The organism is Bacillus sp. 0102A, from assembly GCF_036765155.1.
Lineage (GTDB): Bacteria > Bacillota > Bacilli > Bacillales > Bacillaceae > Bacillus > Bacillus subtilis_G.
In genome coordinates, this window is record NZ_JBAIZW010000005.1 from 92,850 (window position 1) to 118,537 (window position 25,688).

The following is a 25,688-nucleotide window of genomic DNA, read 5'->3' on the forward strand; positions in this document are numbered from 1 at the left end:
GAGGGAGCTTATGAAAGAGGCAGTCATTGTGTCAGGTGCAAGAACACCGGTTGGGAAAGCAAAGAAAGGATCGTTGGCCACCGTTCGCCCGGATGATTTGGGAGCGATTTGCGTCAAAGAAACACTGAAACGGGCAGGCGGCTACGAAGGCAATATTGATGACTTGATTATCGGCTGTGCGGCACCTGAAGCGGAGCAGGGGCTTAATATGGCCAGAAATATCGGCGCGCTTGCGGGGCTGCCGTACACGGTCCCGGCGGTCACAGTCAATCGCTACTGCTCTTCAGGCCTTCAGACCATCGCATATGCGGCAGAAAAAATTATGCTCGGCGCCTACGATACAGCGATCGCCGGCGGAGCGGAATCGATGTCGCAGGTACCGATGATGGGGCATGTGACCCGTCCGAACCTCGCATTGGCAGAAAAGGCGCCGGAGTATTACATGAGCATGGGCCACACAGCCGAGCAGGTCGCGAAAAAATACGGCGTTTCCCGAGAGGATCAGGATGCGTTTGCCGTTCGCAGCCACCAGAACGCGGCCAAAGCCCTTGCAGAGGGGAAATTTAAAGATGAGATTGTGCCCGTCGAAGTGACGGTGACAGAAATCGGAGACAACCATAAACCGCGGGAAAAACAGTTTGTCTTTTCCCAGGATGAAGGCGTTCGCCCGAAAACGACGACAGACATTTTATCAACATTGCGCCCGGCTTTTTCCGTTGACGGAACGGTTACTGCGGGCAACTCCTCGCAGACGAGTGACGGAGCGGCGGCAGTTATGCTGATGGACCGGGAAAAAGCGGATGCGCTGGGCTTGGCGCCGCTTGTGAAATTCCGTTCCTTTGCAGTAGGCGGCGTGCCTCCGGAAGTGATGGGCATCGGGCCGGTGGAAGCCATTCCGCGTGCTTTAAAGCTAGCCGGGCTTCAACTGCAGGACATCGGCTTGTTTGAACTGAACGAAGCTTTTGCATCACAAGCCATTCAAGTCATCAGAGAACTCGGCATTGACGAAGAAAAAGTGAATGTCAACGGGGGCGCAATCGCGCTTGGACACCCGCTTGGCTGTACGGGAACAAAGCTTACACTCTCACTGATTCATGAAATGAAACGGAGAAACGAGCAATTTGGAGTCGTCACAATGTGTATCGGCGGCGGGATGGGAGCGGCCGGTGTATTTGAATTATGCTAAAGGGGGAAAAATAAATGGCAAAAAAAGCGGCTGAAGTACAAAAAGGCGGCGGTTTCTTAATCGAGGATATCACATACGATCAAATGTATACACCGGAGGATTTCACTGACGAGCATAAAATGATTGCGAAAACAACAGAGGACTACATCGAGCAAGATGTGCTCCCTCATATAGATGACATCGAAAACCATCAATTCGAGCATTCCGTCAGGCTGTTAAAGAAAGCGGGCGAACTCGGGCTTCTTGGCGCCGATGTGCCGGAGGAGTACGGAGGGCTCGGTCTTGATAAAATCAGCTCGGCACTCATCACTGAAAAATTTTCGCGTGCGGGAAGCTTTTCGCTTTCTTATGGCGCGCATGTCGGCATTGGATCCTTGCCGATCGTCTTTTTCGGGTCAGAAGAACAAAAGAAAACATATTTGCCAGGGCTCGCTTCAGGCGAAAAGATCGCGGCTTATGCACTGACTGAGCCGGGCTCCGGATCTGATGCCCTTGGAGCAAAAACAACAGCCGTGCTGAATGAAGCGGGTACGCATTACGTGTTAACCGGGGAAAAACAGTGGATTACCAACTCTGCCTTTGCTGATGTATTTGTTGTTTACGCTAAGGTGGACGGTGAAAAGTTCTCAGCCTTTATTGTAGAAAAAGATTTCCCGGGTGTATCTACGGGTCCGGAAGAAAAGAAAATGGGGATCAAAGGGTCATCGACAAGAACCCTCCTTTTAGATCAAGCTGAAGTGCCAAAGGAAAACCTGCTTGGCGAAATCGGCAAAGGGCATGTTATCGCCTTTAATATTCTAAATATCGGCCGCTACAAGCTGGCGGTTGGTTCAATCGGCGCATCTAAGCGGGTGATCGAGCTGTCCGCGGGTTACGCGAACCAGCGCCGCCAATTTAAAACGCCGATTGCGGGCTTTTCGCTGACACAGGAAAAAATCGCGACAATGGCATCAAGGCTCTACGCGATGGAAAGCTCTGTGTACAGAACCGTCGGGCTGTTTGAAGACAATATGAGCCAGTTTACGTCCGAAGATCTCAAGGACGGCCGCCAAATTGCCAAGTCGATTGCCGAATATGCCATCGAATGCTCTCTTAATAAGGTATTCGGCTCCGAGACGCTTGATTATATCGTTGATGAAGGCGTGCAGATTCATGGAGGCTACGGTTTTATGCAGGAGTACGAAGTGGAAAGAGCCTATAGGGATTCAAGGATCAATCGGATTTTTGAAGGGACAAACGAAATCAACCGGTTAATCGTGCCAAGCACCTTCCTGAAAAAAGCGCTTAAAGGCGAACTGCCTCTATTTGAAAAAGCGCAAACGCTGCAGGAAGAACTCATGATGCTTATGCCTGAAGAGCCTGGCAGCGGCGTTTTAGAGCAGGAGAAATATATTGTCAAACAAGCTAAAAAAATCGCGCTGTTCGCTGCCGGTCTCGCCGCGCAAAAATACGGGAAAGCCATCGATCGCGAACAGGAAATTCTCGTCAACGTTGCGGACATCGTCAGCAATGTGTACGCGATGGAATCAGCCGTGCTTAGAACGGAAAAGGCCATCGCCGCGCAAGGCGGGGAAAAAGCAGCGCAGAAGGTGCTGTATACAGAAATTTTCGTTCAAGAAGCCTTTAACGAAATTGAAGCGCACGCCAAGGAGTCTCTCATCGCAATGGAAGAAGGAGATTCACTCCGCATGATGCTTTCCGCTCTGCGCAAGCTGACGCGGGTAACCCCTAAAAACGTGATTCGGAAAAAACGTGAAGCGGCAGCGGGCGTTTTTGAGGCTGAAAAATATATTGTTTGATCGGCGAAGAGCTCCGCATGCGCGGAGCTTTTTTTAAGAAGCACTGTTTTAGGTTTTTAAAACAAACTGTGTTAAAATAACCTCGATTATTTTATTGAGGGGGAAGAAGATGTCGTTAACTTTTTACTGGTACCCTAAATGCGGAACGTGCCGCAAAGCAAAGAAATGGCTTGAAGAGCATGGAAAAGAAATCAACGAAATACATATTGCAGAGCAGCCTCCAAGCAAAGAAGAACTAAAAGCGCTTTATGAAAAAAGCGGGCTGGATCTCAAGAAATTTTTCAACACGAGCGGGATGAAATACCGTGAGCTCAATCTCAAGGAAAAGCTGTATCACATGTCGGAGGACGAACAGCTTGAACTGCTGGCTTCAGACGGAATGCTGATCAAACGACCGCTTACAACAGACGGCGAAAAAGTGACAGTCGGTTTTAAAGAAGACCAATTTGAAGAAAACTGGGCTTAATGTCAATTTTTTTTGAAAAGTATGGTATCTTCTTATTATAGTGCTGTAAAAAATGGAGGGATTCAATTGAGCATACCTAAAGATTTGCGTTACTCAGGAGAACACGAGTGGGTAAAAGTTGAAGGAGAAAAAGCCAGAATCGGGATTACGCATTTTGCCCAGTCCGAGCTAGGCGATATCGTGTTTGTCGAACTTCCTGAAGTGGGCGCTGAAATCAAAGCGGACGAGCCATTCGGCAGTGTTGAATCCGTTAAAACGGTATCTGAGCTTTATGCGCCGATTAACGGAACTGTTGTGGAAATTAACGAAGATCTTGATGACAGTCCGGAATTCGTAAACGAATCTCCGTACGAAAAAGCATGGATGATCGTCGTTGAGCCGTCTGACGCTTCTGAAATTGAAAAACTGATGACAGCAGAGCAATACGAAGAGATGACACAGGAAGACTAAAGCAGGATAGCTGTAAAGGCAATTGGACACGCTAACGTTATGGGAGGTGTCCAATATGGCTTTCAGCAAACAAAAGCTCGATGTCACCAATGATGTGACAGGCCGCTTTCAACATGGCCAGCTCTCGTTATATCATGAAAATGAGAGAATCGGCCAAATGACAAGCATGAATGAATATGAGCTTAAGTCCGGTTATTCCTTTGAAAATGAGAAATTTTATAAGACAGCCGATGTGGTCTCTGGAAACGATGAGAAATATGTGGATTGTGACTACGAAAACGGCTGGTGTTAATGTTGGCGGTGAATTTCACTGCCTTCTTTTACAATCTGAACGTTTCAAATTTGACGCGGCAGGTGAAGAAGATGGATGAGCTGGAAAAGGTCATGATTGTGGAAGGGAAATCAGATAAAGAGAAAATCGAAAGCGTTCTGGATGAACCGGTGCGCATTATCTGCACAAACGGAACAATCAGCCAGCTGAGGCTTGAGGAATTGGCTGACGAGCTTTATGATAAAGACGTCTATATATTAGTGGATGCTGACGAATCAGGCGAGAAATTGAGAAAACAGCTGAAAAGAGAATTTAACGAAGCCTGCCATCTGCATATCGACAGAGCCTATAAAGAAGTGGCGGCTGCACCCAGACACCACGTCGCCTCTGTATTGCTGCGCGCGAATCTGAATGTCCATACTATTTTTCTTGAAAGAAAGTCCCGAGGTGTATAGCATGAAAGAACTCCAGGAACACGAGCTTGAGCACATTGCTGATGATGTGTATCTTCTATATTTATATACTCCGTTTTGCGGCACTTGCCAGCTTGCAAGCAAAATGCTGACAGTGGTGAAAGAAATGCTGCCTGATGTCGCCTTCTACCAAAACAATGTCAATTACTCTCCGACATTCGCAAAAGCGTATCAAATTGAAAGCGTCCCTTGTTTTCTGCTGTTTAAAGGAGGAAAAATGGTTGAAAGAGGATATGCGTTTCATTCCGTTTCTTATTTATATGAGCTGATCAAACAAAAATCATCTTCCGCATCCCATTTATGACATATTTCTCAGCGCATTCCAATGAAATTGTCGTTCGTTTTATAAAGGGGTTCGTGCGCCAGAGAGAGAAATGTCTATGTATGACCAACAAATAGGAGGTTGTACATATGGAGAAAGCGGAAGTTTTGGAAGATGAGTATCAGCATCTGTTTTTAAAACCCCTTTTGAGCGCTTCAACATTGCTTATTACCTTTCAAGGAGAAACAGAAGCCTTAACCGTCTCAATAAACGAACAGGGAGAAATAAAAAAAATTTCTCCGCGCCAACCGTCCAACCTGACCTTTTACGGAAACCAATCCGAAATCATTCATTTATTGCACGGAGACATTTCCCTTCAGCATCTGATTCAGAGCGGAAGCCTAAAAGTAAAGGGGTCCTTCAGAGCCCTGTTAAAGCTTGAAGCGATTCTCTGGCTGACGAATGGTTTTTTTCAGAGGATTGCGAATAATTAAAAAATAGCAAATTATTATAATAGTAAAAGTTGACATCATTTATTTTATTGACATGCAATCATCCGCCATGCTATTCTACATTAAGAATTTCCGGACGAAAAAGACTATATATTTCTCTTATCAAGAGAGGTGGAGGGAAGTGCCCTATGAAGCCCGGCAACCATCAACACTGTTGAAATGGTGCCAATTCACACGAAGCGTTCAGCTTTGAAAGATGAGAGAAAGGCATTTTATATAAGCCTTTCTGCTCAAGTGTGCAGAAAGGTTTTTCTTTTGCAGAAAACCCCGGAAGATTTCTTAGAATAGTGTTAAGGCAGGTGATTGCTTTGATCAATCTTCAAGATGTTTCAAAAGTGTATAAGTCGAAACATGGAGATGTCAATGCTGTCCAAAATGTCTCGCTTTCCATTAAAAAAGGTGAGATTTTTGGAATTATAGGATATAGCGGAGCTGGTAAAAGTTCCTTAATCCGTCTGCTGAACGGCCTTGAGAAACCAACCTCAGGAACCGTGGAAGTGGCGGGAACCAAGATTAATGAAGTAAACGGACGCGGGTTAAGAAACGCACGCCATGACATCAGCATGATTTTCCAGCACTTCAATTTGCTTTGGTCGCGGACCGTCAGAGATAATATCATGTTTCCTCTGGAGATTGCCGGGGTGAAAAAGAGCGAGCGTATCAAGCGCGCCAATGAACTGATTAAACTGGTAGGTTTAGAAGGAAAAGAAAAATCTTATCCGTCTCAGCTGAGCGGCGGACAAAAGCAGCGTGTCGGAATCGCCAGAGCGCTCGCAAACAATCCGAAGGTTCTCCTTTGTGATGAAGCGACATCAGCATTAGATCCGCAAACGACAGATTCAATTTTGGATCTATTGTCCGATATTAATGATAGACTCGGTTTGACAATTGTGCTGATCACGCACGAAATGCATGTGATCCGCAAAATCTGCAACAGAGTCGCTGTCATGGAAAACGGAAAGGTTGTGGAAGAAGGCGAAGTTCTCGATGTCTTCAAAAACCCGAAGGAAGACATGACAAAACGGTTTGTTCAGCAGGTGACAGAGCCGGAAGAAACGAAAGAAACGCTTCAGCATCTTCTTGATGAAACAGCATCAGGAAAAATGGTTCAGCTCACATTTGTCGGTGATTCGGCTGAACAGCCTCTGATTACAGAGATGATCAGAAACTTTAATGTCAGCGTCAATATTCTGCAAGGGAAAATCTCGCAGACGAAGGATGGAGCCTACGGTTCACTGTTTATCCATATTGACGGAGACGAGGAAGAAGTGCAAAACGTGATCCGGTTTATTAATGACAGACAGGTGAAAGCAGAGGTGATCACGAATGTTTGAAAAATACTTCCCGAACGTTGATTTAACAGAATTGTGGAACGCGACATATGAAACCCTTTATATGACGCTGATCTCTTTGCTGTTTGCTTTTGTCATCGGGGTGATTCTCGGCTTGCTGCTCTTTCTGACAAGTAAAGGGAGCCTCTGGCAGAATAAAACGATCAACTCTGTGATTGCGGCCGTTGTCAACATATTCAGGTCGATTCCGTTCCTTATCTTAATTATTTTATTGCTAGGATTTACGAAATTTTTAGTCGGCACGATCTTAGGGCCAAACGCCGCATTGCCGGCGCTGGTTATCGGCTCGGCACCGTTTTACGCGCGCCTTGCTGAAATCGCGTTGCGTGAGGTAGACAAAGGTGTTATTGAAGCCGCTAAATCAATGGGAGCTAAGACGTCTACGATTATTTTCAAAGTGCTGCTTCCGGAATCTATGCCGGCTCTTATTTCTGGTATCACGGTTACGGCGATCGCTTTGATCGGCTCAACGGCAATTGCCGGAGCCATCGGTTCAGGCGGCCTTGGAAACCTTGCGTATGTAGAAGGCTATCAGTCTAATAATACTGATGTGACCTTCGTTGCTACTGTGTTTATTTTAATCATCGTGTTTATTATTCAAATCATCGGTGATGTCATAACAAATATTATAGACAAACGATAAGGGAGGATTTACATTGAAAAAGCTATTTTTAGGTGCATTACTGCTTGTATTTGCAGGAGTTATGGCTGCCTGCGGTTCGAATAACGCCGAATCCGGCAAGAAAGAAATTGTCGTTGCTGCGACAAAAACACCGCATGCGGAAATTTTAAAAGAAGCTGAACCATTATTGAAAGAAAAAGGCTACACGCTGAAAGTGAAAGTGCTTAGTGATTATAAGATGTACAACAAAGCTTTAGCTGATAAAGAAGTGGATGCGAACTACTTCCAGCACATTCCTTACCTTGACCAAGAAATGAAAGAAAACACAGATTACAAACTTGTAAATGCCGGTGCCGTTCACTTAGAGCCATTCGGTATTTACTCTAAAAAATACAAGTCACTGAAAGACCTTCCAGACGGCGCGACCATTATCCTGACAAACAACGTCGCTGAACAAGGCCGTATGCTTGCAATGCTTGAAAATGCTGGATTAATCACACTTGATTCTAAAGTCGAAACAGTTGACGCAACATTGAAAGACATTAAGAAAAATCCGAAAAACCTTGAATTCAAAAAGGTAGCGCCTGAATTAACGGCAAAAGCATATGATAACAAAGAAGGAGACGCGGTCTTCATCAATGTAAACTATGCGATCCAAAGTAAATTAAATCCTAAAAAAGACGCGATTGAAGTGGAAGCAACGAAAAACAACCCATACGCTAACATCGTCGCAGTAAGAAAAGGCGAAGAAGATTCTGACAAGATTAAAGCGTTGATGGAAGTTCTTCACTCTAAAAAGATCAAAGACTTCATCGAGAAAAAATACGATGGAGCTGTGCTTCCTGTATCTGAATAAGACTGAAACCCCGGATGAGAAATCCGGGGTTTTTTTCGGGTATTTTCCTAAAAGCTGTTCATAATAAAAAGGAATGTTAAACAGATGGAGGGATCTTCGTTGAATCAAGACAGAGGAAGCATGCAGGACGCGCTAAAACAATATAAGTTAGGTCTAGGCACATTCGAACAAAAGATGCCGCTGATGGGAAGAAAGTTCAACGAGTTTACTGAACAGTGCTTTGCCGGAAATTCACTGACTGAGAGAGAAAAACAGCTGATTGCCCTCGGAATCGCCATCAATGCCCAAGATGAATATTGCATGATCTATCATACAAAAGGCTGTCTTGATGAGGGAGCGACAGAAGAAAACATTCTCGAAGCTGTCAGTGTGGCAGCGGCATTTGGAGGCGGCGCGGCTCTCAGCCAAGGAGTGACAGTTGTCCAGCAGTGCATAGAGGAATTTGGAAACACTACGCATTAAGAGAAGGAATATTCCGAAAAACCATTCTCATTTGATCTGAAAGGACGCTTTCGTCTCATCTGCCGCTATTTCAAGCCATATCCTTTTTGCGGCATCTATCGCAGAGCTGATACAATAGAAGCAAATAAATGAAGGGATTGATTCATTATTTGCAACAGCCAGGATAGACTGAACCTCGATTACACGTCAGAAATGGAAAAAGCGATGCAGCTATCTCACGGAATTGGATACGAGGAATACGGGCGCCGGCTGGAAACAAGAATGAAAGTAGAGCGGCAGAGAGAGCTTGATTATGAAAAGAGTAAGCGGATTTCTGCGGGAGCTTATTGAGAAAATCAATCTTCTGAAAAAGGGTGGGAATCCACTCTTTTTCTTTTTCAACCGCTTTAATAAAGTGCTGATCTTTGTTAAACTTGAGAAATGTGCGAGGCACGATAAAAAGTTGTATTTACTTTTCATTTGTTATAAAATTAGAATGAGAATAAAATGAGAATAATGATTATATATTTTTGGAGGTATAGATATGGCTGCTTCAACATTAACGATCAAAGATCTTCACGTTGAAATCGAAGGGAAAGAGATTTTAAAGGGTGTAAACCTTGAAATAAAAGGTGGAGAGTTCCACGCAGTAATGGGACCGAATGGAACGGGTAAATCCACGCTTTCAGCTGCTATTATGGGGCATCCTAAGTATGAAGTAACAAAAGGCAGCATCACGCTTGACGGCAAAGATGTACTGGAGATGGAAGTGGACGAGCGTGCGCAGGCAGGATTATTCCTTGCGATGCAGTACCCAAGTGAAATCAGCGGTGTGACAAATGCCGACTTCCTTCGTTCAGCAATCAACGCGCGCAGAGAAGAAGGCGATGAAATTTCTCTTATGAAATTCATCCGCAAAATGGACGAAAACATGGAGTTCCTTGAAATGGACCCTGAAATGTCTCAGCGCTACCTTAACGAAGGCTTCTCAGGCGGAGAGAAAAAACGCAACGAAATCCTTCAATTAATGATGATTGAACCAAGAATCGCCATCCTTGATGAGATCGACTCAGGTCTTGACATTGATGCTCTGAAAGTTGTATCTAAAGGGATCAACAAAATGCGCAGCGAAAACTTCGGCTGCCTGATGATCACGCACTATCAGCGCCTGTTAAACTACATCACTCCGGATGTTGTTCACGTTATGATGCAAGGCCGCGTGGTGAAATCCGGCGGTGCAGAACTTGCACAGCGTCTTGAAGCAGAAGGTTATGACTGGATTAAACAAGAACTTGGTATTGAAGACGAAACTGTAGGCCAAGAAGCGTAAGCGTTAGGGGGATTAACATGACACTAGATACAAAACTATCCGTAGATCAGGAGTATCTCAAAAGCTTTTCCGAAAAGCATCAAGAACCTGCCTGGCTGAAAGACCTGCGCTTACAGGCTCTTGAACAAGCTGAGGATCTGCCGATGCCGAAGCCTGACAAAACAAAAATCACAAACTGGAACTTCACGAATTTTGCGAAGCATACAGTTGATAACGAACCGCTTTCTTCATTGGAAGATTTGACTGATGAAGTAAAAGCGCTGATCGATGTTGAAAACGAAGATAAAACATTATACGTACAGCGTGACCAGACGCCGGCATACCTTTCTCTTTCTCAAGAATTGAAAGACAAAGGCGTCATCTTCACTGATATTCTGACTGCCGCACGCGAGCACAGCGACTTGGTGGAGAAATACTTTATGAAGGACGGCGTGAAGGTTGATGAGCATAAATTAACTGCGCTTCACGCGGCTCTTGTTAACGGAGGAGCATTCCTTTATGTTCCGAAAAATGTCCAGGTGGAGACGCCGGTTCAGGCTGTTTATGTCCACGAAAGCAAGAATACGGCTCTCTTCAACCATGTGCTGATTGTGGCTGAAGATCACAGCTCTGTAACGTATGTTGAAAACTACATCAGCACTGTAAACCCGAAAGACGCTGTCTTCAATATGATCAGTGAGGTCATCACAGGTGATAATGCCAGCGTGACATACGGTGCGGTGGATACTCTGTCCAGCGGTGTGACAACATATGTTAACCGCCGCGGTGCTGCACGCGGACGCGACAGCAAAATTGAGTGGGCTCTCGGTCTTATGAACGACGGCGACACGATCTCCGAAAACACAACAAACCTTTACGGTGACGGCGCATACGGCGATACAAAAACGGTTGTTGTCGGTAGAGGAGAGCAAACACAAAACTTTACAACACAAATCATCCATTTCGGTAAAGCTTCAGAAGGATATATCTTAAAGCACGGTGTGATGAAGGATTCCGCTTCTTCTATCTTTAACGGAATCGGCAAAATCGAACATGGCGCTTCTAAAGCGAATGCGGAGCAAGAATCACGAGTGCTGATGCTCAGTGAAAAAGCACGCGGAGACGCAAACCCTATTCTCTTAATTGACGAAGACGATGTAACTGCAGGACATGCGGCATCTGTCGGCCGTGTTGACCCTATTCAGCTTTACTACCTGATGAGCCGCGGAATTGCGAAAGAAGAAGCAGAACGCTTAGTCATCTACGGATTCCTTGCGCCGGTAGTAAACGAACTTCCGATTGAAGGCGTTAAGAAACAATTGGTTTCTGTTATCGAAAGGAAAGTGAAGTAATGAATATCACGGATATTCGTGAACAGTTCCCGATCCTTCATCAGCAAGTGAACGGACATGATCTCGTTTATCTCGACAGCGCGGCGACTTCCCAGAAGCCGCGTGCTGTCATTGAAACACTGGATAAGTATTATAATCAATACAATTCCAATGTTCACCGGGGCGTCCATACACTTGGAACCAGAGCGACAGACGGTTATGAAGGAGCGCGTGAAAAAGTCCGCAAGTTTATTAACGCGAAGTCAATGGCTGAGATTATTTTCACAAAAGGCACGACCACATCACTGAATATGGTGGCGTTAAGCTATGCGCGCGCCAACCTGAAACCGGGTGATGAAGTGGTCATCACCTACATGGAGCATCATGCGAATATCATTCCGTGGCAGCAGGCTGTCAAAGCGACTGGCGCCACATTAAAATATATTCCGCTGCAGGAAGACGGAACGATTTCTTTAGATGACGTAAGAACGACGGTCACAAGCAATACAAAGATTGTTGCAGTGTCCCATGTATCTAACGTCCTCGGTACGATCAACCCGATTAAAGACATGGCGAAAATCGCTCATGACAATGGAGCTGTTATTGTGGTGGACGGTGCGCAAAGCACGCCGCACATGAAAATTGACGTGCAGGATCTCGATTGCGACTTCTTTGCGCTTTCTTCCCATAAAATGTGCGGCCCTACCGGTATTGGTGTGCTGTACGGAAAGAAAGCCCTGCTGGAAAACATGGAGCCTGCCGAATTCGGCGGTGAAATGATCGACTTTGTCGGGCTTTATGAATCAACTTGGAAAGAGCTTCCGTGGAAATTCGAAGCGGGTACGCCGATTATTGCAGGAGCAATCGGCCTTGGCGCCGCAATTGATTTTCTCGAGGAAATCGGTCTCGATGAGATTTCCCGCCACGAGCACAAGCTTGCAGCTTATGCGCTTGAACGCTTCCGTCAGCTTGACGGCGTAACGGTTTACGGGCCGGAAGAGCGTGCCGGGCTTGTCACATTTAATCTTGATGATGTTCATCCTCATGATGTGGCAACCGTACTTGATGCGGAAGGGATCGCTGTCAGAGCGGGTCACCATTGCGCGCAGCCGCTGATGAAATGGCTGGATGTAACTGCTACTGCAAGAGCAAGCTTTTATCTGTATAATACAGAGGAAGAGATTGATAAGCTTGTGGAAGCTCTTCAAAAGACAAAGGAGTATTTTACAAATGTCTTTTAATGCAAACTTAGATACATTGTACAGACAGGTGATTATGGATCATTACAAAAACCCGCGCAACAAAGGGGTTTTGAATGACAGCATCGTCGTGGATATGAACAATCCGACATGCGGCGACCGAATCAGGCTGACAATGAAGCTTGACGGAGACATCGTGGAAGATGCGAAATTTGAAGGGGAAGGCTGTTCCATTTCAATGGCATCCGCTTCGATGATGACTCAGGCGATTAAAGGGAAAGATATCGAAACAGCCCTTTCCATGTCTAAGATTTTCTCGGATATGATGCAAGGGAATGAATATGATGATTCTATAGATCTCGGGGATATTGAAGCTCTTCAAGGCGTTTCAAAATTCCCGGCCCGTATCAAATGTGCAACCCTGTCATGGAAAGCACTTGAAAAAGGAGTCGCAAAAGAAGAAGGCGGCAATTAAAAGGATTGGAGTGAAAATGGATGGCTAAAAAAATGCCTGATATTGGTGAATACAAGTATGGTTTTCACGACAAGGACGTTTCCATTTTCCGTTCAGAGCGCGGATTGACAAAAGAAATCGTAGAAGAAATTTCTCGCATGAAAGAAGAGCCTCAGTGGATGCTTGATTTCCGCTTGAAATCACTTGAGCATTTCTACAACATGCCGATGCCTCAATGGGGCGGAGACTTAAACTCACTGAACTTTGACGAAATTACGTACTACGTAAAACCGTCTGAGCGTTCAGAGCGTTCTTGGGATGAAGTGCCTGACGAAATTAAACAAACATTCGACAAGCTCGGTATCCCTGAAGCTGAACAAAAATACCTTGCGGGTGTTTCTGCTCAGTACGAATCTGAGGTTGTATACCACAATATGAAGGAAGATCTTGAAGAGCAAGGCATCGTCTTTAAAGACACTGACAGCGCGCTGAAAGAAAACGAAGATATCTTCCGTGAGCACTGGGCAAAAGTGATCCCGCCGACTGATAACAAGTTTGCGGCGCTTAACTCAGCTGTTTGGTCTGGCGGATCTTTCATCTACGTGCCTAAAGGCGTGAAGGTTGAAACACCGCTTCAAGCTTACTTCCGTATCAACTCTGAAAACATGGGACAGTTCGAACGTACGCTGATCATCGTTGACGAAGAAGCGAGCGTTCATTATGTTGAAGGCTGTACGGCGCCTGTCTACACAACAAACTCACTTCACAGTGCGGTTGTTGAGATCATCGTGAAAAAAGGCGGCTACTGCCGTTATACAACGATCCAAAACTGGGCGAACAACGTTTACAACCTTGTAACGAAGCGTACGGTCTGTGAAGAAAACGCAACAATGGAATGGATCGACGGCAACATCGGTTCTAAACTGACAATGAAATATCCGGCTTGTATCCTAAAAGGCGAAGGCGCGCGCGGTATGACGCTTTCTATCGCTCTTGCGGGTAAAGGCCAGCATCAGGATGCGGGTGCGAAAATGGTTCACCTTGCACCAAACACATCATCCACAATCGTATCAAAATCGATTTCAAAACAAGGCGGAAAAGTAACATACCGCGGAATCGTCCACTTCGGACGCAAAGCGGAAGGCGCCCGTTCTAACATCGAGTGCGATACGCTCATTATGGATAACAAATCAACTTCTGACACCATTCCTTATAATGAAATCTTAAATGATAACATTTCATTGGAGCACGAAGCGAAAGTGTCTAAAGTATCTGAAGAGCAGCTCTTCTACTTGATGAGCCGCGGCATTTCCGAAGAAGAAGCGACTGAAATGATCGTCATGGGCTTCATCGAGCCATTCACAAAAGAGCTTCCAATGGAATACGCAGTTGAAATGAACCGTCTAATCAAGTTCGAAATGGAAGGTTCAATCGGTTAATAATTAAAAACCCTTGTCCTTTAAGGGTCTAAACAATAACATTGATTTTCTAATAACGGGGTCGTGCCGATTTTGTGCCGACTCCGTTATCTTTTTGTATCAGAGCAAACTTTTTCAACTCGTCTTGTTCAATCTTTTCTGTTATATCTAAATAAGTGTCAGCAGTTGTTTTAATGTTTTATGGCCTATTCGATTAGATACATATTTGATTGAGGTCCCAGCTTATAATAAAAGGACAGCATGTATATGTCTAAATACATGAGTTCCTTTATGTTCGACACCAGACCACATGCAGTATTTAACCATACTTTCACGTACCGTAGATGGTGTAAGGTAGTTACCTAAATAATCATCTTTATTTGGTGTAAAGGCTTATATTTTACGATAGCCTGGTTCTGATCTAGCTTAAACTTTCTTAACTTCATGATTGTTCGATAAGACGAAGAATCTTCCCTTCTGATTGCTAACGCTTCGGTTAATCTTAGTCCTGTGTGACTTAAAAAAGCTGTAACATGTAACATAAAAGATATTCTTTTAAAGCGCTGAATGTTAACAGCTGATTTGCTTCAAAGCCAGTCGTTGGGGTCTTGCTTATGGATACTGTACATAGGTTGTTCAATGCTTTTAATGCCACAGCCATATCTCTTCAACTCTTGTTGTATCAGCACTTTTACAATATTTGACCGCCATAATCGGCTTGTATTCAGCACCAGCACATAATCAATTTGGATAGACATAAGGTGAGCCAACATCTCTTGTAAGCCCACCCTGTCTATTCCCAATGCTTCTTCATTCAATTTTGCACCACTAATTCCTTCATCTCTAAAAATTGTATCAAGTTAAAACCCTGTTCTTCACAGTATGCTTTAATTTTCTCTTCTTGATATTTCAAACTGTAACCACCTTTTGCTTACGCTTGTGTGGAGCTCGTATATACCCAACAAAACGTTCAAATTTTCACCCTCCTGTTACAAAATTTTAATTTTCGTAACGCTTTTTAAACGAATAGCGAGTATTATAAGACCGTCTCTAGTAAAAATACAACTTAATATTTTATGAGCCAACACCAAGTACGTACACCTTTTTAATACCCGATGTTTATCGCCACGAGCTTTGTCATTATCGTTTTATAGTCATTATTCCATACAAAACTACCTCCTGCATGTAAAATGTCATCTCGCCTAATTATCGTTTTATTTTCACAAACCAAGTATTAAAACATAATGCCATGATGGTACTACCATCATGAGCTCTCGATTCTCAAACAATTTATTTCTTTTTGTCTCACTCAAATCAGTTAGTTTAATATAAATTAAAGAAAAAAACCTTGAAAGGCGTACAACCATTCAAGGTATGTTTATCGTTCTTTAATCAGCTAGTAACTCTAAGTAATATTTGTCATTTTTTTCTATCTTTCTTAAAAATTCTTCAAGAGAAGTCGCAATTTGAATATCATAATAGTAAACTGCACTTCTATTATTTTCATTCAATTCTAATGACATTAAAGCTGATTCACTGCCTTCAAAAAATATTAGTTTGTTATTCTCAAATTCATCATAGATTTCTATGTCGGGATAAAACTCAAAATCATTAACTCTTAATCGAAAATCCCTTACTGAATATGGGTCCATAATACGATTGATATTAAACTCTGAACCTTTAATAAATCCGTAGCCAACCTCTTTATAAAAATTAACTAACTCCTTAGGAAATTTTAAATCGAGTTCCTTCTCAACCTCTTTTATTTCGTTTTCAGTCACTGGATAAAAGCTATTTTCTTTGTTTGCCTTAATAAATTCATAGCTCATTATTTTTTACCTCCTTTAAATAGTGTATTTGCTGGTGAACCTGCTCCATGAATACCAGCTTGATGCTCATTTGGGAATTTTGCAGGATGCATATTCCACCATTCATGCTCTCCGCCAAAAGTATTTTCAATTATATGATGAGCATCATACTTATCTCCTTTTTTCCTAATTACTTTACCTGTTTTTTCTGAAATAACATTTTCATTATACACAGGCCACTTTTGCCCAGTATTTTCTTCCCACTCTTTAATTACTTTATTTTTTACTCTATCAAATTCTGCCCTATGTTTAGCTGTTTCTATTGGTGACATTTTTTTATATTCTTTATTTCTTAAGGTTTCCTTCAACTTCTCTATTTGGTTTTTAGGTAACTCTCTGCAGGTTCGCCCTTCTATATCTCTAATATATTTTTTTATTGTATCAGAATCTATCTTATTAACCGTACCCTTATTGTTAGAACGTTCAGATCTTCTGAGAACACTCTCTTTTTTATCTTCAATCATACTTTTTAGTAGAGGAGTATTTTTTGCGTTAAAGGTATTCTCGATGTCTTGCGCAATCCCCACAAGTGCAAGATCATTCTTATTTTTAACGAAAGAATTGAGATAAGATTTGCCTTTGTTTATCCCTTTATTGACATGAGAAGTGGCTGTTCCACCTTCAACCACTTTACCTACTTTAGAAAGTTTGGTCGTGGTTTGCACTGCGGAACCCGCACCTTTTGGTCCAACAATATTGCCGATGGCATAACTGATATAATGTGCTCTTGTGTATGCATCACCATTTATCATTTTATCATTCCATGAATCGGAGATGTTTGTCCAGATTATTTTTGGATAAGAGGGAACGCTTAAGACTGTTGTAATTGTTTTTGTGAGTTTTAGTTCCATAGGAAGCTGTGAATATTCCCAGGCTCCTACAACCAAGTCTTTCATACCGTATATCGTATCGTCAATCGTATCGTTAATTCCATCATTAACACCATCGATGATATTAAATGCTGTCTTACCGGCATTAATTACACTTTCACGGAAGTCCTCCAGCTGTTTTGCTTGTTCAAGCTGTACCACATACTGGAGCTGTACAGCGGTGAGATTCTCATACCCAACCTTCTTGGCAATGTCTAAGTATTCATCCGGGTCCGTAACTCCGTCAGCTAGTTTCTTCTTTAGCTCTTTGATTTCTCGTTCTTTCGCTTCATCTTTCTTGATCTTCAAATAAGCTTCAGTCTGTTTCTCGATATCGCCTTTTTTCTTATGTATATCACTTTCTCGATAAGCTTTGGCATTGTAATGGATGGGTGTAGCATTTTTGCCTTTGCCTGTTGATTCCTCAAGCTTTTGGAAGTCCTGCTTGATGAATTGCTCGTTTGGCTCTGACTGAGCATATTCAGATATAAGTGCTTCGTCTACGTTGCCTAGTTTATCAACCGTTTTTTTGCGTTTGTCTTCCGCATCGGCGAGTTCGTCTTTAAAGTCTTCAGTCGAAAACAAATCAAGCGGAAGGATATCATCTATATCATGTAAGATATCTTTCATCGCTTTCTTCTGTTCAGACATAATAGATTTTGACTTTGTGTAGGCGTTAGCCAGCTCGTGTTCTAAGAAGGATTCTTCTATATATGCATCAGATAAGCTGGCGTCCTCTAAAGTGCCTGAAATGCTTGTCAAGAAAGCAATTTTCATATCAAGTAAGTCAATCCAATTGTCAGCTACACCTGCGTGGTCTTGATAAAATGCTTTAATGTTGTCGGCGCCTTTGCCGGAAAACTCACTGTCATCTAAATCAGCTACAGCTTTAAAAGCCTTTTTTAGATTGACCATCTGGCTTCTTAGTTCCTTGTATTCTCTTGTACGGCTTTCAGCCTCGGAAAGCAGTGTTTTGGCCTCAAATACTTTCATGATCATATCCCTTCTTTTGGAATTGCACATCCGAAATTTTACCACGGGGAAAAGGCGAATAATTGAAAAGTCTTTGTATTAGATGAAAATGATTCGTTTGATCTACGTCTTTATTCCTGTTGTATAAAACAAAAATAGTCCCGGCTCATGGGACTGATTCTATAAAATGAGACAAATAAAAACACCTTCCAAGTTTGAAACATGAGATGGGCAGGCGTGCTTATAAAAGAGATCATGCAGAAATTGAATATCAAGAATAAGACACAGATTCAGACATGGGTTAGATGGTATAAAGCCAGGGATATACATCGATTCGAACAGCCTGTTGGAAAGCAATACACTTACGGAAAAGGTCCGGAGTATGCTTTAGAATTAGAGAAACTGCAGGCAGAGAATCGATATTTAAGGCAACAGAATGAAGTGTTAAAAAAGTAAAACGAATTGGAAAGGAAGTTGATAGCCGAACGTCAGTCGAACTTGTAGAAGAATTGCACAACACAATGACCATGCAGGTTATCTGTATTTATTTAGGTATCTCACGAGCGTCTTATTATTGTTGAGAAGAATCTGGCGAAAGATCACCCCAAACGGCATTTGGAAAAACAAATTGGCATATTATGCCGAAAGCACAAGTATCGATACGGAAATCGAAAAATCACTGCCCTATTAAAAAAGGAAATGCATATTAACCATAAAACGGTATAACGGATGATGCAGAAAATCAGTGGCAGTGCCGGGTTAAGGAAAAGAAGCGTAAGAAAAATGGGCAGCCATATGCCGTAGTCGATCATATATTGGATCGCAACTTTCAGTCTGATCATCCTCTTGAAAAACTAGTAACGGACATCACGTATTTGCCTTATGGACAGCAACAATTGTACCTTTCCAGTACATTGGATGTATACAATGGAGAAGTGATTGCTTTTACGATTGGGGACAAGCAGGACACAGACTTTGTCTTAGACACACTTGATCAGCTGCCAACGCTGCCTGAGAACTGCGTGTTACATAGTGACCAAGGTTCTGTGTATACATCTTATGAGCATCAAAAAGCTGTTAACACAAAAGGCATTACCATGAGCATGTCCCGCAAAGGGGCGCCCGCTGATAATGCCTCCATCGAAGCGTTTCATTCCTCGCTAACGTTCGAAACGTTCTATCTTAACAGCATTGATCGAACTACGACCGCCCTCGTAGAACGTACTGTCATAGAATACATTTATTATGATAATAATATTCGTATTCAACTGAAACTAAACAACCAATCACCGATAAACGATAGGCAATTGGCTGTTTAAAAGGTGTTTTGATCCCTGTCTCAAAAACGGGAGGAGTCCCATTTCACTTTTTCTTTATTTATAACAACTGTATCTTGAACAGGAACTATTAATTTATCAGCAGGATTTTTTCACGAACTTCAAGTTCATGAATAGCACGATGTAAAATACTTCGGTTATTTTTCTTTTCCGTTTCCACCTAGTTCACAAAATGTTGCAATCCATCTTTTTATTTCAGTTCTTTTTAAACTCATGAGTTTTTCATCTCAAAAAGTGGGCATAATGTGATTTCTAACAATTACTTCAAGCTGAACAAATGTATTTCCTTTACATTTGCTTTTTTATGCTCAAGCCGATCTTTCACAACTTCATCAAAAAACATATTGCGATCATTTATTGTTTGTTCATAATTTTTTCTTTCTTCAACTTTTGCTGCTTCTATTGCTGCTTCCTTTTTTTGTTCTGAATGTGCCAAGGCTTACTAATTTCCATCCTTGTGAACACGTGCTTGCCATTTGCCGCTAGCAAGCTGTCTGAAGTTTGCCATGCTGCCTTTCCCCCTTTCAATCCTTTAAAACAATTTCGATAAAGCTTTTTAATTTTGATTTTTCTTCTGTTGTCAGATGCCTGTCCTTAAAAATAGTGATCATTAGAGCCTAATAAATGTTCAATTTTCAATCGTTCGTCTCTAACTCGTAGCAATGACCGTTGTTCAAACTTTTCGTAATTTCTGCATATGCTCAATAATATCTTCTGTTTTTCAACTTTGCATAGTTATATTTAAATTCATATATCCTGTTGCTTTCATCAAATCCTCGTATGGACCTTTTAAGCTTTTTGAAGCTTTTTTAATACTTCAATTGATGGTTTATCACGTTTCCCACCTTTTTATTAACATAAAACAGTCTAGGGCATGATGTTAAACGACCTTATCATTCATTTTTATCTATATAATGAAAAATAACGGAAAAATACGGCTTGTTTTAGGTGAACAAAGCTACATCAAATCATCAATAATTTAGTTTTAACAATCAGCACACCAGCATGAGGAGACGGCCGCACTGCGAAAATATAAGATTGTGGAACCCTTAGAATTGCTTATGGCGTGATTTTCAAGGGTTCTGTTTGTTCTTGTGGGAAGCATGAGCGATGTTTGTTTTAGCGGTTTGAAGTCGTTTGTGGAAACAGAACTGACGTTGAATAGGGGATGCACTTTTTGCATTGTTGGTTTAAAAAATTGGCGTGGAAGAGTGAAAAAAACAGGGATTTCGAAATAGTTTCAGTAGGATTCTCCTGCAACGATAATATGAAATATAAAATTATTTCATATTATCGTTTGACGAAGCAAATTTAATGTGATTTAATGTGAAATATAGAATTATTTCAAAAAATAATATCTGTGATTAGGGGCGATTTATTTGGAGAAAAGAAAATTAAATGAATTCGTAACATTCGTTCCTGGTATTAATCCCACAAGAGCACAAAAGCAGTTTGAAACTCAAAAAATAAATTATTATGACCAGCTGTCTTTTGAAGCTGATTATAATCATGAGGACGTAGTAGTTGAAGATGAGTCAAAATCTTCATCCCAAAATAACCTAGCATTAAATGAAGGTGATGTTGTTATCAGTAACTCATTACAGCTTGCAACAATGGTCGGTAAAAATAATGTTGGTAAAGTGTTGTCCCTCAACTTCACAAAAATAGAGTTTGATAGCGAACAACTTGATAAGAGATATTTTCTTTTCTTATTTAATGCTTACAAAGATGTGAAGCGACAAAAAGAAAGGGAGTTACAGGGGAGTGGCCCTGTTTTAAGAATTCCACTTCGTGCTCTTGGAGAAATTATCGTTCCTGTTGCTCCGATCGAGGACCAGAAGAAAATGGGCGCTATATACGTAGAAACACTGAAGCTACAAAATAAGTTAAATAAGTACGCAGACTTGATTGGGCAGTTTACGAGCTCGGTAATAGAAGAAACATTAAAGGGGGAGTAATTAAATGAAAAGTCAATCGGAATTAGCATTTGAAAATGAAGTTATCGATTATTTGACCAAAATCGGTGGAGTAAAACAATGGGAATACAAAAAAGACATTAAAACAACTGAACAACTTTGGGATAACTTTAAAATAATCCTAGAACAAAACAATAGCGCTCGATTAGATGAACCCTTGTCTGTTGCTGAATTTAACCAGGTGAAGAAAATCATCACTAGTATCGAATCACCTTACCATGCCGGACAGTTTTTGTATGGTGTTAATGGTGTTTCTGAAATTGAAGTTGACCTTGACAATGGTAAGCATGTATTTTTGACAGTATTTGACCAAGCTCAAGTTGGGGGTGGAAACACTGTTTATCAAGTGGTGAATCAAATTAAACGGCCAAAAGTTATTGATGGTAAGCCTAACCGTCGATTTGACGTGACGTTGCTTATTAATGGTTTGCCGATTATTCAAATCGAATTAAAGAAAGCACTTCACAGCGCTACAGAATCTTTAAATCAGATGGAACAGTATATTGCTGAAAAACAATTAAGCGGTATCTTTTCAACTTTGCAGATTTTAATCGCGATGACACCGTTTGATATTCGTTATATGGCAAATACCCCACTCCAAAACTTTAACCGAGCTTTTGCTTTCAACTGGCAAAACGAAGATGATGCTCGCCCTATTCGTTCATGGAGGACGTTTGCGGATAAGGTGTTGTCCATTCCAATGGCACATGATTTGGCAACGCGCTACATGGTACTTGATGGTACAAAAAACAAAGAAAGTATTAAAGTCATGCGTCCTTATCAAGTCTATGCCACAAAGCGTGTGCTTGATAAAGTTAGAAAGTTTGACTTTAGCTATGATGATGGTAAATTAGGATACATTTGGCACACGACAGGCTCAGGTAAAACAATCACAAGTTTTAAGACAGCGTGGCTTGCAAGCCGTCTATCTAATGTAGATAAAGTTATCTTCTTGGTTGACCGGATCGCGCTTACCAACCAAACAGCTGATGCCTATAAAGCCTATGATCCTGTTGCGGGTTTTGAAGGGAAAACTGGTGTGGTGGGTGACACAGCCAATATCTCAGACCTTCATCGTAAACTAACGAAGAAAAGCGATAAGAACATCATTGTGACAAGTATCCAAAAAATGTCGCGTTATGTAGCGCGGGACAGCTTCAAGCCAATTAATGAAAATATTCTTTTTATCGTTGATGAAGCCCACCGATCAACTGGTAGTAGTATTGAAAATGAAGGGATGCTTGAAACGATTCGAAAAGCAATTCCTAATTCTGCTTGGATTGGTTATACTGGTACACCAAAATTCCCCGAAACACGAGAAATCTTTGGTGAACTCCTACATGCATATACCATTAAAGAAGCTATTGCGGATAAAAACGTATTAGGGTTTAACGTTGAATTCAAGGAAACGATCGAGGCTCCCAAAGATCCCACCGAAGATGATATTGATGATAATGTTCGTGGAAGTGTTTACGACTATAGTCCAGAACATGTGAACTTAGTAGTGAAGGACATCTTCGATAACTGGAAGAAACGTTCAAATGATCGTAAGTATAATGCCTTGCTTACAGTCCACGTTGGTGGTAATAAAGCAAGTACACCAAGAGCGATGGAATACTTCGATAAGTTTGCGGAAGAGAATGCGAATCGTCCAGCAGATAAACGATTAAAAGTTGCGGTGAGTTTCTCGGCAGATACAACCAATAGTATTCATCAACTGAAAACGAACGAAAACTTGCACAGAGCCATCAAAGCCTATAACGCAACGTTTGGCACAGCTTTTGATATGACGACAGTTAAAGCTTATACAGAAGACTTAGCACGACGTTTGAACAAGACAGCTGATGATGGTAACTATTTAGATTTGGTCATCGTTGTGGATCAACTTTTGACCGGTTTTGATGCTCCTGAGATGAATACGCTCTATATTGACCGAACACTTAAGGGTGGGAACTTGATTCAGGCATACTCACGTACAAATCGAATACATAACTTTGTCGATAAGCCTTGGGGAAATGTCGTGAACTATCGTTGGCCGGAGCAAAACGAGTATGAAATGAATAAGGCTTTTGCTATCTATTCAAATCGTGCATCTGCCGACGAACAGCTTTCACTTGAAGAATTGAAAAAAGGCAACGAAGAGTCTGGTATCACTTCCAAACCATTTAGCAAGGTTCAAGCTGAGATGCAAGAAGTCATCAAGAAGCTTTCAACGCTCACAGACGATTTTATACAATTACCACCAAGTGAAAAAGCACAGGATGAAGTTTTTGAGAATCTGAATGAGTATAATCGCTTGTTGAGTCAGTTGAAACAATATACCGAAGACGATGACAAAAATCCTATTTCCGCCTATGATAATCCTGAAGAGTTCTATGAACGTCTAGGTATTACTGAAGAGCAGGAAGTCATTTTAACAACTGTAATCGCCGGTGAGTTGAAAGAACGACGTGCGAAGCGAGAAGACATTGATATTTCGCAAGTCAATCTCTCTATGGTCCATATTCACGATGTTACCATCAACTATGATTATTTGATTGATTTAATCGCCCGGATGGCTGACGAAGTTCACGCAAACGAAATGTCGAAAGCGGAAAGTACACGTAATGAAATCCATGTTGAAATCGCCAAGTCTGACAATGAAAAAGAAAAATCTAAGATGCGCAACTTTGTATCTAAGATTTTTTCAAAAGAGTTTATGTTTGATGATTATCCAGCACCACGAAGTGTTGAAAAAATGAACCAAGCTATGGATAAAGCACAAAAGGATACTAATATCCAACTTGTAACGAACTTCATCCGTACTTGGGGACTTGACAACAGCACAAAGCCTAAGGAACTTGAAAAGTTAATTAAAAAACACCGTTTAGGTCAAGAGGATATGGATAAACAAGGTGAGTTAACCGCAATCATGAATGACGCAAAAGCTGATTATAAAGATATTGCATCTGAAAAGATTGCAGAATTAACTTGGGTACGATACCGAATTGAATTCCGTAAGGCATTTTACGAAATGGCCGACGAAATTAAGAAGGGAGAATAGTCAAGTGATAAAATTATGCAGACTACAAAAAGGAGATCAGAAATGATCGATAAAATAACAAAATCACCTCATATCAGGTTGGCGGGATTTAATGATGCTTGGGAACAGCGGAAGTTAGGGGAAGTTGTAGATGTTCGGTCTGGTCGGGACTACAAACATTTATCCAAAGGTGATATACCAGTCTATGGAACGGGTGGATATATGCTAAGTGTGAGTGAGGCACTTTCGTATGCTAAGGATGGAATTGGTATCGGACGAAAAGGTACAATTAATAAACCATATATATTGAGAGCACCATTTTGGACCGTGGATACATTATTCTATGCAGTTCCAAAAGAAAAATATGATTTAGAATTTGTATATTCAATTTTCAAAAGAGTGAACTGGAAACAAAAAGATGAATCGACTGGTGTACCGAGTTTATCAAAAACAACGATTAATGAAGTTCATGTTGCAGTTCCAGGATATGGAGAACAAGTGAAAATTGGCTCATTTTTTAGCCAACTTGACCACCTCATCACCCTTCATCAGCGTAAATTGGAACTGCTGAAGGAGACGAAAAAGAGTCTGCTTCAAAAAATGTTTCCGAAAGATGGAGCCAATTTTCCTGAAATTCGCTTTGCAGGATTTACTGATGCTTGGGAACAGCGGAAACTGGGGGAATTAGTAAAATTAAGCTCAAGTAAACGTGTTCACAGAGAAGAGTATGTAGAGAAAGGAATACCATTTTTTAGAGGGTCAGAAATATCAAAGCTTGGAAGTTCTTCAAAATTAGATGATGTTTTGTTTATTTCGCAAGAGCACTATAAGGATTTGAAAAATAAATATGGTGTACCCCAAACTGGAGATATTTTAATTACTGCCGTTGGAACACTTGGAAACTCCTTTGTGATTTCTGACAATACACCTTTCTATTTTAAAGATGGTAATTTAATCTGGTTGAGCGAGATCAAAGTTAACTCACAATTCTTAAATATATATCTAGGTAATGGTATAGGAAAGAAACGTGTTTTAGAAAGTGCAGCAGGATCAAATCAAAAAGCATTGACTATGATAAAACTTGAAAATGTCATTGTGCCAATTCCGTCAGAAAACGAACAGAAGAAAGTTGGATCCTTTTTCAAAGAACTCGACCACCTCATCACCCTTCATCAGCGTGAGTTAATTTCGCTTAAAAATTTGAATAAATCACTACTTCAACAAATGTTTATATAAGAAAAGG

The 25,688-nt window shown here is 41.6% G+C and carries 24 protein-coding genes, 2 pseudogenes and 1 riboswitch; of the genes and pseudogenes, 22 read left to right on the top strand and 4 right to left on the bottom strand.

Features of this window, described 5'->3' with window-relative positions; translation table 11 throughout:
* The first annotated feature begins 10 nt into the window (after positions 1-10).
* The 18 genes from V6D41_RS12865 to sufB all read left to right on the top strand — a co-directional run bounded on the left by V6D41_RS12865 (position 11) and on the right by sufB (position 14,422).
* Complete coding sequence (locus V6D41_RS12865; protein WP_333518453.1) at positions 11-1,186, top strand: acetyl-CoA C-acetyltransferase; 1,176 nt, start codon at positions 11-13, stop codon at positions 1,184-1,186.
* A gap of 14 nt (positions 1,187-1,200) precedes the next feature.
* Positions 1,201-2,985 (top strand): acyl-CoA dehydrogenase FadE, encoded by a 1,785-nt coding sequence (fadE, locus tag V6D41_RS12870; RefSeq protein WP_333518454.1) that lies wholly within the window; start codon positions 1,201-1,203, stop codon positions 2,983-2,985.
* A 109-nt stretch (positions 2,986-3,094) separates the two neighbouring features.
* Positions 3,095-3,451 carry an arsenate reductase family protein gene (locus V6D41_RS12875; RefSeq protein ID WP_003222779.1) on the top strand — a complete coding sequence of 119 codons (357 nt, stop codon included), beginning with the start codon at positions 3,095-3,097 and terminating at the stop codon, positions 3,449-3,451.
* A gap of 66 nt (positions 3,452-3,517) precedes the next feature.
* Complete coding sequence (gcvH, locus tag V6D41_RS12880; protein WP_010330011.1) at positions 3,518-3,901, top strand: glycine cleavage system protein GcvH; 384 nt, start codon at positions 3,518-3,520, stop codon at positions 3,899-3,901.
* A 55-nt stretch (positions 3,902-3,956) separates the two neighbouring features.
* Positions 3,957-4,193, top strand: coding sequence for a YusG family protein (locus tag V6D41_RS12885; protein WP_333518455.1), 237 nt, complete (start codon positions 3,957-3,959; stop codon positions 4,191-4,193).
* Positions 4,194-4,264: 71 nt separating this feature from the next.
* A complete protein-coding gene (locus V6D41_RS12890) occupies positions 4,265-4,627 on the top strand; it encodes a toprim domain-containing protein (protein WP_176365274.1) in 363 nt (120 codons plus the stop codon).
* A 1-nt stretch (position 4,628) separates the two neighbouring features.
* Entirely contained in the window at positions 4,629-4,949 is a 321-nt protein-coding gene (locus V6D41_RS12895) for a thioredoxin family protein (protein WP_148964049.1), read from the top strand.
* A 107-nt stretch (positions 4,950-5,056) separates the two neighbouring features.
* A complete protein-coding gene (locus tag V6D41_RS12900; RefSeq protein ID WP_333518456.1) occupies positions 5,057-5,401 on the top strand; it encodes an SCP2 sterol-binding domain-containing protein in 345 nt (114 codons plus the stop codon).
* 114 nt (positions 5,402-5,515) lie between these two features.
* Positions 5,516-5,622: riboswitch (SAM riboswitch) on the top strand.
* A 105-nt stretch (positions 5,623-5,727) separates the two neighbouring features.
* Positions 5,728-6,753: a methionine ABC transporter ATP-binding protein MetN gene (gene metN, locus V6D41_RS12905; protein WP_148964047.1), complete on the top strand. Its 1,026-nt coding sequence runs from the start codon at positions 5,728-5,730 to the stop codon at positions 6,751-6,753.
* A complete protein-coding gene (gene metP / locus V6D41_RS12910) occupies positions 6,746-7,414 on the top strand; it encodes a methionine ABC transporter permease MetP (RefSeq protein ID WP_087991070.1) in 669 nt (222 codons plus the stop codon). Before metN ends, metP begins: the two co-directional genes overlap by 8 nt.
* A 13-nt stretch (positions 7,415-7,427) precedes the next feature.
* Positions 7,428-8,249: a methionine ABC transporter substrate-binding lipoprotein MetQ gene (metQ, locus tag V6D41_RS12915; protein ID WP_333518457.1), complete on the top strand. Its 822-nt coding sequence runs from the start codon at positions 7,428-7,430 to the stop codon at positions 8,247-8,249.
* A gap of 84 nt (positions 8,250-8,333) precedes the next feature.
* Positions 8,334-8,711, top strand: a complete 378-nt coding sequence (locus tag V6D41_RS12920; RefSeq protein ID WP_166848651.1) for a carboxymuconolactone decarboxylase family protein — start codon at positions 8,334-8,336, stop codon at positions 8,709-8,711.
* Positions 8,712-8,903: 192 nt separating this feature from the next.
* Complete coding sequence (locus V6D41_RS12925) at positions 8,904-9,041, top strand: hypothetical protein (protein WP_003228600.1); 138 nt, start codon at positions 8,904-8,906, stop codon at positions 9,039-9,041.
* 193 nt (positions 9,042-9,234) lie between these two features.
* Complete coding sequence (gene sufC, locus V6D41_RS12930; protein ID WP_333518458.1) at positions 9,235-10,020, top strand: Fe-S cluster assembly ATPase SufC; 786 nt, start codon at positions 9,235-9,237, stop codon at positions 10,018-10,020.
* 17 nt (positions 10,021-10,037) lie between these two features.
* Positions 10,038-11,351 carry a Fe-S cluster assembly protein SufD gene (gene sufD / locus V6D41_RS12935; RefSeq protein WP_333518459.1) on the top strand — a complete coding sequence of 438 codons (1,314 nt, stop codon included), beginning with the start codon at positions 10,038-10,040 and terminating at the stop codon, positions 11,349-11,351.
* Entirely contained in the window at positions 11,351-12,571 is a 1,221-nt protein-coding gene (sufS, locus tag V6D41_RS12940; RefSeq protein ID WP_148964042.1) for a cysteine desulfurase SufS, read from the top strand. Before sufD ends, sufS begins: the two co-directional genes overlap by 1 nt.
* Positions 12,561-13,004 (top strand): Fe-S cluster assembly sulfur transfer protein SufU, encoded by a 444-nt coding sequence (gene sufU / locus V6D41_RS12945; RefSeq protein ID WP_019715645.1) that lies wholly within the window; start codon positions 12,561-12,563, stop codon positions 13,002-13,004. Before sufS ends, sufU begins: the two co-directional genes overlap by 11 nt.
* 20 nt (positions 13,005-13,024) lie before the next feature.
* Positions 13,025-14,422, top strand: coding sequence for a Fe-S cluster assembly protein SufB (sufB, locus tag V6D41_RS12950; protein WP_148964041.1), 1,398 nt, complete (start codon positions 13,025-13,027; stop codon positions 14,420-14,422).
* A 569-nt stretch (positions 14,423-14,991) separates the two neighbouring features.
* On the opposite strand, the pseudogene V6D41_RS12955 reads toward sufB, so the two are convergent.
* From V6D41_RS12955 to V6D41_RS12965, 3 genes and pseudogenes are all read right to left on the bottom strand, one after another.
* Positions 14,992-15,355, bottom strand: a pseudogene (locus V6D41_RS12955) (recombinase family protein); the annotation flags it as partial.
* Between the two features lie 434 nt (positions 15,356-15,789).
* Positions 15,790-16,230 (bottom strand): SMI1/KNR4 family protein, encoded by a 441-nt coding sequence (locus V6D41_RS12960; protein WP_333518460.1) that lies wholly within the window; start codon positions 16,228-16,230, stop codon positions 15,790-15,792.
* Positions 16,230-18,131 (bottom strand): ribonuclease YeeF family protein, encoded by a 1,902-nt coding sequence (locus tag V6D41_RS12965; protein ID WP_333518461.1) that lies wholly within the window; start codon positions 18,129-18,131, stop codon positions 16,230-16,232. The genes V6D41_RS12960 and V6D41_RS12965 overlap by 1 nt, the downstream gene beginning before the upstream one ends.
* Before the next feature lie 201 nt (positions 18,132-18,332).
* On the opposite strand from V6D41_RS12965, the pseudogene V6D41_RS12970 reads away from it, so the two are divergent.
* Positions 18,333-19,429 (top strand): annotated as a pseudogene (locus V6D41_RS12970) (IS3 family transposase).
* Positions 19,430-19,706: 277 nt separating this feature from the next.
* Here the strand turns inward: V6D41_RS12970 and V6D41_RS12975 are convergent.
* A complete protein-coding gene (locus tag V6D41_RS12975; RefSeq protein WP_333518462.1) occupies positions 19,707-19,883 on the bottom strand; it encodes a hypothetical protein in 177 nt (58 codons plus the stop codon).
* A gap of 943 nt (positions 19,884-20,826) precedes the next feature.
* Between V6D41_RS12975 and V6D41_RS12980 the strand changes: the two genes are divergently transcribed.
* Genes V6D41_RS12980 through V6D41_RS12990 form a run of 3 tightly spaced genes read left to right on the top strand, consistent with a single transcriptional unit; the run spans position 20,827 to position 25,681 of the window.
* Positions 20,827-21,405, top strand: a complete 579-nt coding sequence (locus V6D41_RS12980) for a restriction endonuclease subunit S (protein WP_333518463.1) — start codon at positions 20,827-20,829, stop codon at positions 21,403-21,405.
* A gap of 4 nt (positions 21,406-21,409) precedes the next feature.
* A complete protein-coding gene (locus V6D41_RS12985) occupies positions 21,410-24,466 on the top strand; it encodes a type I restriction endonuclease subunit R (protein WP_333518464.1) in 3,057 nt (1,018 codons plus the stop codon).
* 42 nt (positions 24,467-24,508) lie between these two features.
* A complete protein-coding gene (locus V6D41_RS12990; RefSeq protein ID WP_333518465.1) occupies positions 24,509-25,681 on the top strand; it encodes a restriction endonuclease subunit S in 1,173 nt (390 codons plus the stop codon).
* Positions 25,682-25,688: the final 7 nt, after the last annotated feature.

Excerpts from the sequence above, each read along its gene's own strand:
- V6D41_RS12865 (WP_333518453.1), top strand. The coding sequence starts at position 11 with ATGAAAGAGGCAGTCATTGTGTCAGGTGCAAGAACACCGGTTGGGAAA.
- fadE (WP_333518454.1), top strand. The coding sequence starts at position 1,201 with ATGGCAAAAAAAGCGGCTGAAGTACAAAAAGGCGGCGGTTTCTTAATC.
- V6D41_RS12875 (WP_003222779.1), top strand. The coding sequence starts at position 3,095 with ATGTCGTTAACTTTTTACTGGTACCCTAAATGCGGAACGTGCCGCAAA.
- V6D41_RS12885 (WP_333518455.1), top strand. The coding sequence starts at position 3,957 with ATGGCTTTCAGCAAACAAAAGCTCGATGTCACCAATGATGTGACAGGC.
- V6D41_RS12890 (WP_176365274.1), top strand. The coding sequence starts at position 4,265 with ATGGATGAGCTGGAAAAGGTCATGATTGTGGAAGGGAAATCAGATAAA.
- V6D41_RS12895 (WP_148964049.1), top strand. The coding sequence starts at position 4,629 with ATGAAAGAACTCCAGGAACACGAGCTTGAGCACATTGCTGATGATGTG.
- V6D41_RS12900 (WP_333518456.1), top strand. The coding sequence starts at position 5,057 with ATGGAGAAAGCGGAAGTTTTGGAAGATGAGTATCAGCATCTGTTTTTA.
- metP (WP_087991070.1), top strand. The coding sequence starts at position 6,746 with ATGTTTGAAAAATACTTCCCGAACGTTGATTTAACAGAATTGTGGAAC.
- V6D41_RS12920 (WP_166848651.1), top strand. The coding sequence starts at position 8,334 with ATGGAGGGATCTTCGTTGAATCAAGACAGAGGAAGCATGCAGGACGCG.
- V6D41_RS12925 (WP_003228600.1), top strand. The coding sequence starts at position 8,904 with ATGGAAAAAGCGATGCAGCTATCTCACGGAATTGGATACGAGGAATAC.
- sufC (WP_333518458.1), top strand. The coding sequence starts at position 9,235 with ATGGCTGCTTCAACATTAACGATCAAAGATCTTCACGTTGAAATCGAA.
- sufD (WP_333518459.1), top strand. The coding sequence starts at position 10,038 with ATGACACTAGATACAAAACTATCCGTAGATCAGGAGTATCTCAAAAGC.
- sufS (WP_148964042.1), top strand. The coding sequence starts at position 11,351 with ATGAATATCACGGATATTCGTGAACAGTTCCCGATCCTTCATCAGCAA.
- sufU (WP_019715645.1), top strand. The coding sequence starts at position 12,561 with ATGTCTTTTAATGCAAACTTAGATACATTGTACAGACAGGTGATTATG.
- sufB (WP_148964041.1), top strand. The coding sequence starts at position 13,025 with ATGGCTAAAAAAATGCCTGATATTGGTGAATACAAGTATGGTTTTCAC.
- V6D41_RS12960 (WP_333518460.1), bottom strand. The coding sequence starts at position 16,230 with ATGAGCTATGAATTTATTAAGGCAAACAAAGAAAATAGCTTTTATCCA.
- V6D41_RS12965 (WP_333518461.1), bottom strand. The coding sequence starts at position 18,131 with ATGAAAGTATTTGAGGCCAAAACACTGCTTTCCGAGGCTGAAAGCCGT.
- V6D41_RS12985 (WP_333518464.1), top strand. The coding sequence starts at position 21,410 with ATGAAAAGTCAATCGGAATTAGCATTTGAAAATGAAGTTATCGATTAT.
- V6D41_RS12990 (WP_333518465.1), top strand. The coding sequence starts at position 24,509 with ATGATCGATAAAATAACAAAATCACCTCATATCAGGTTGGCGGGATTT.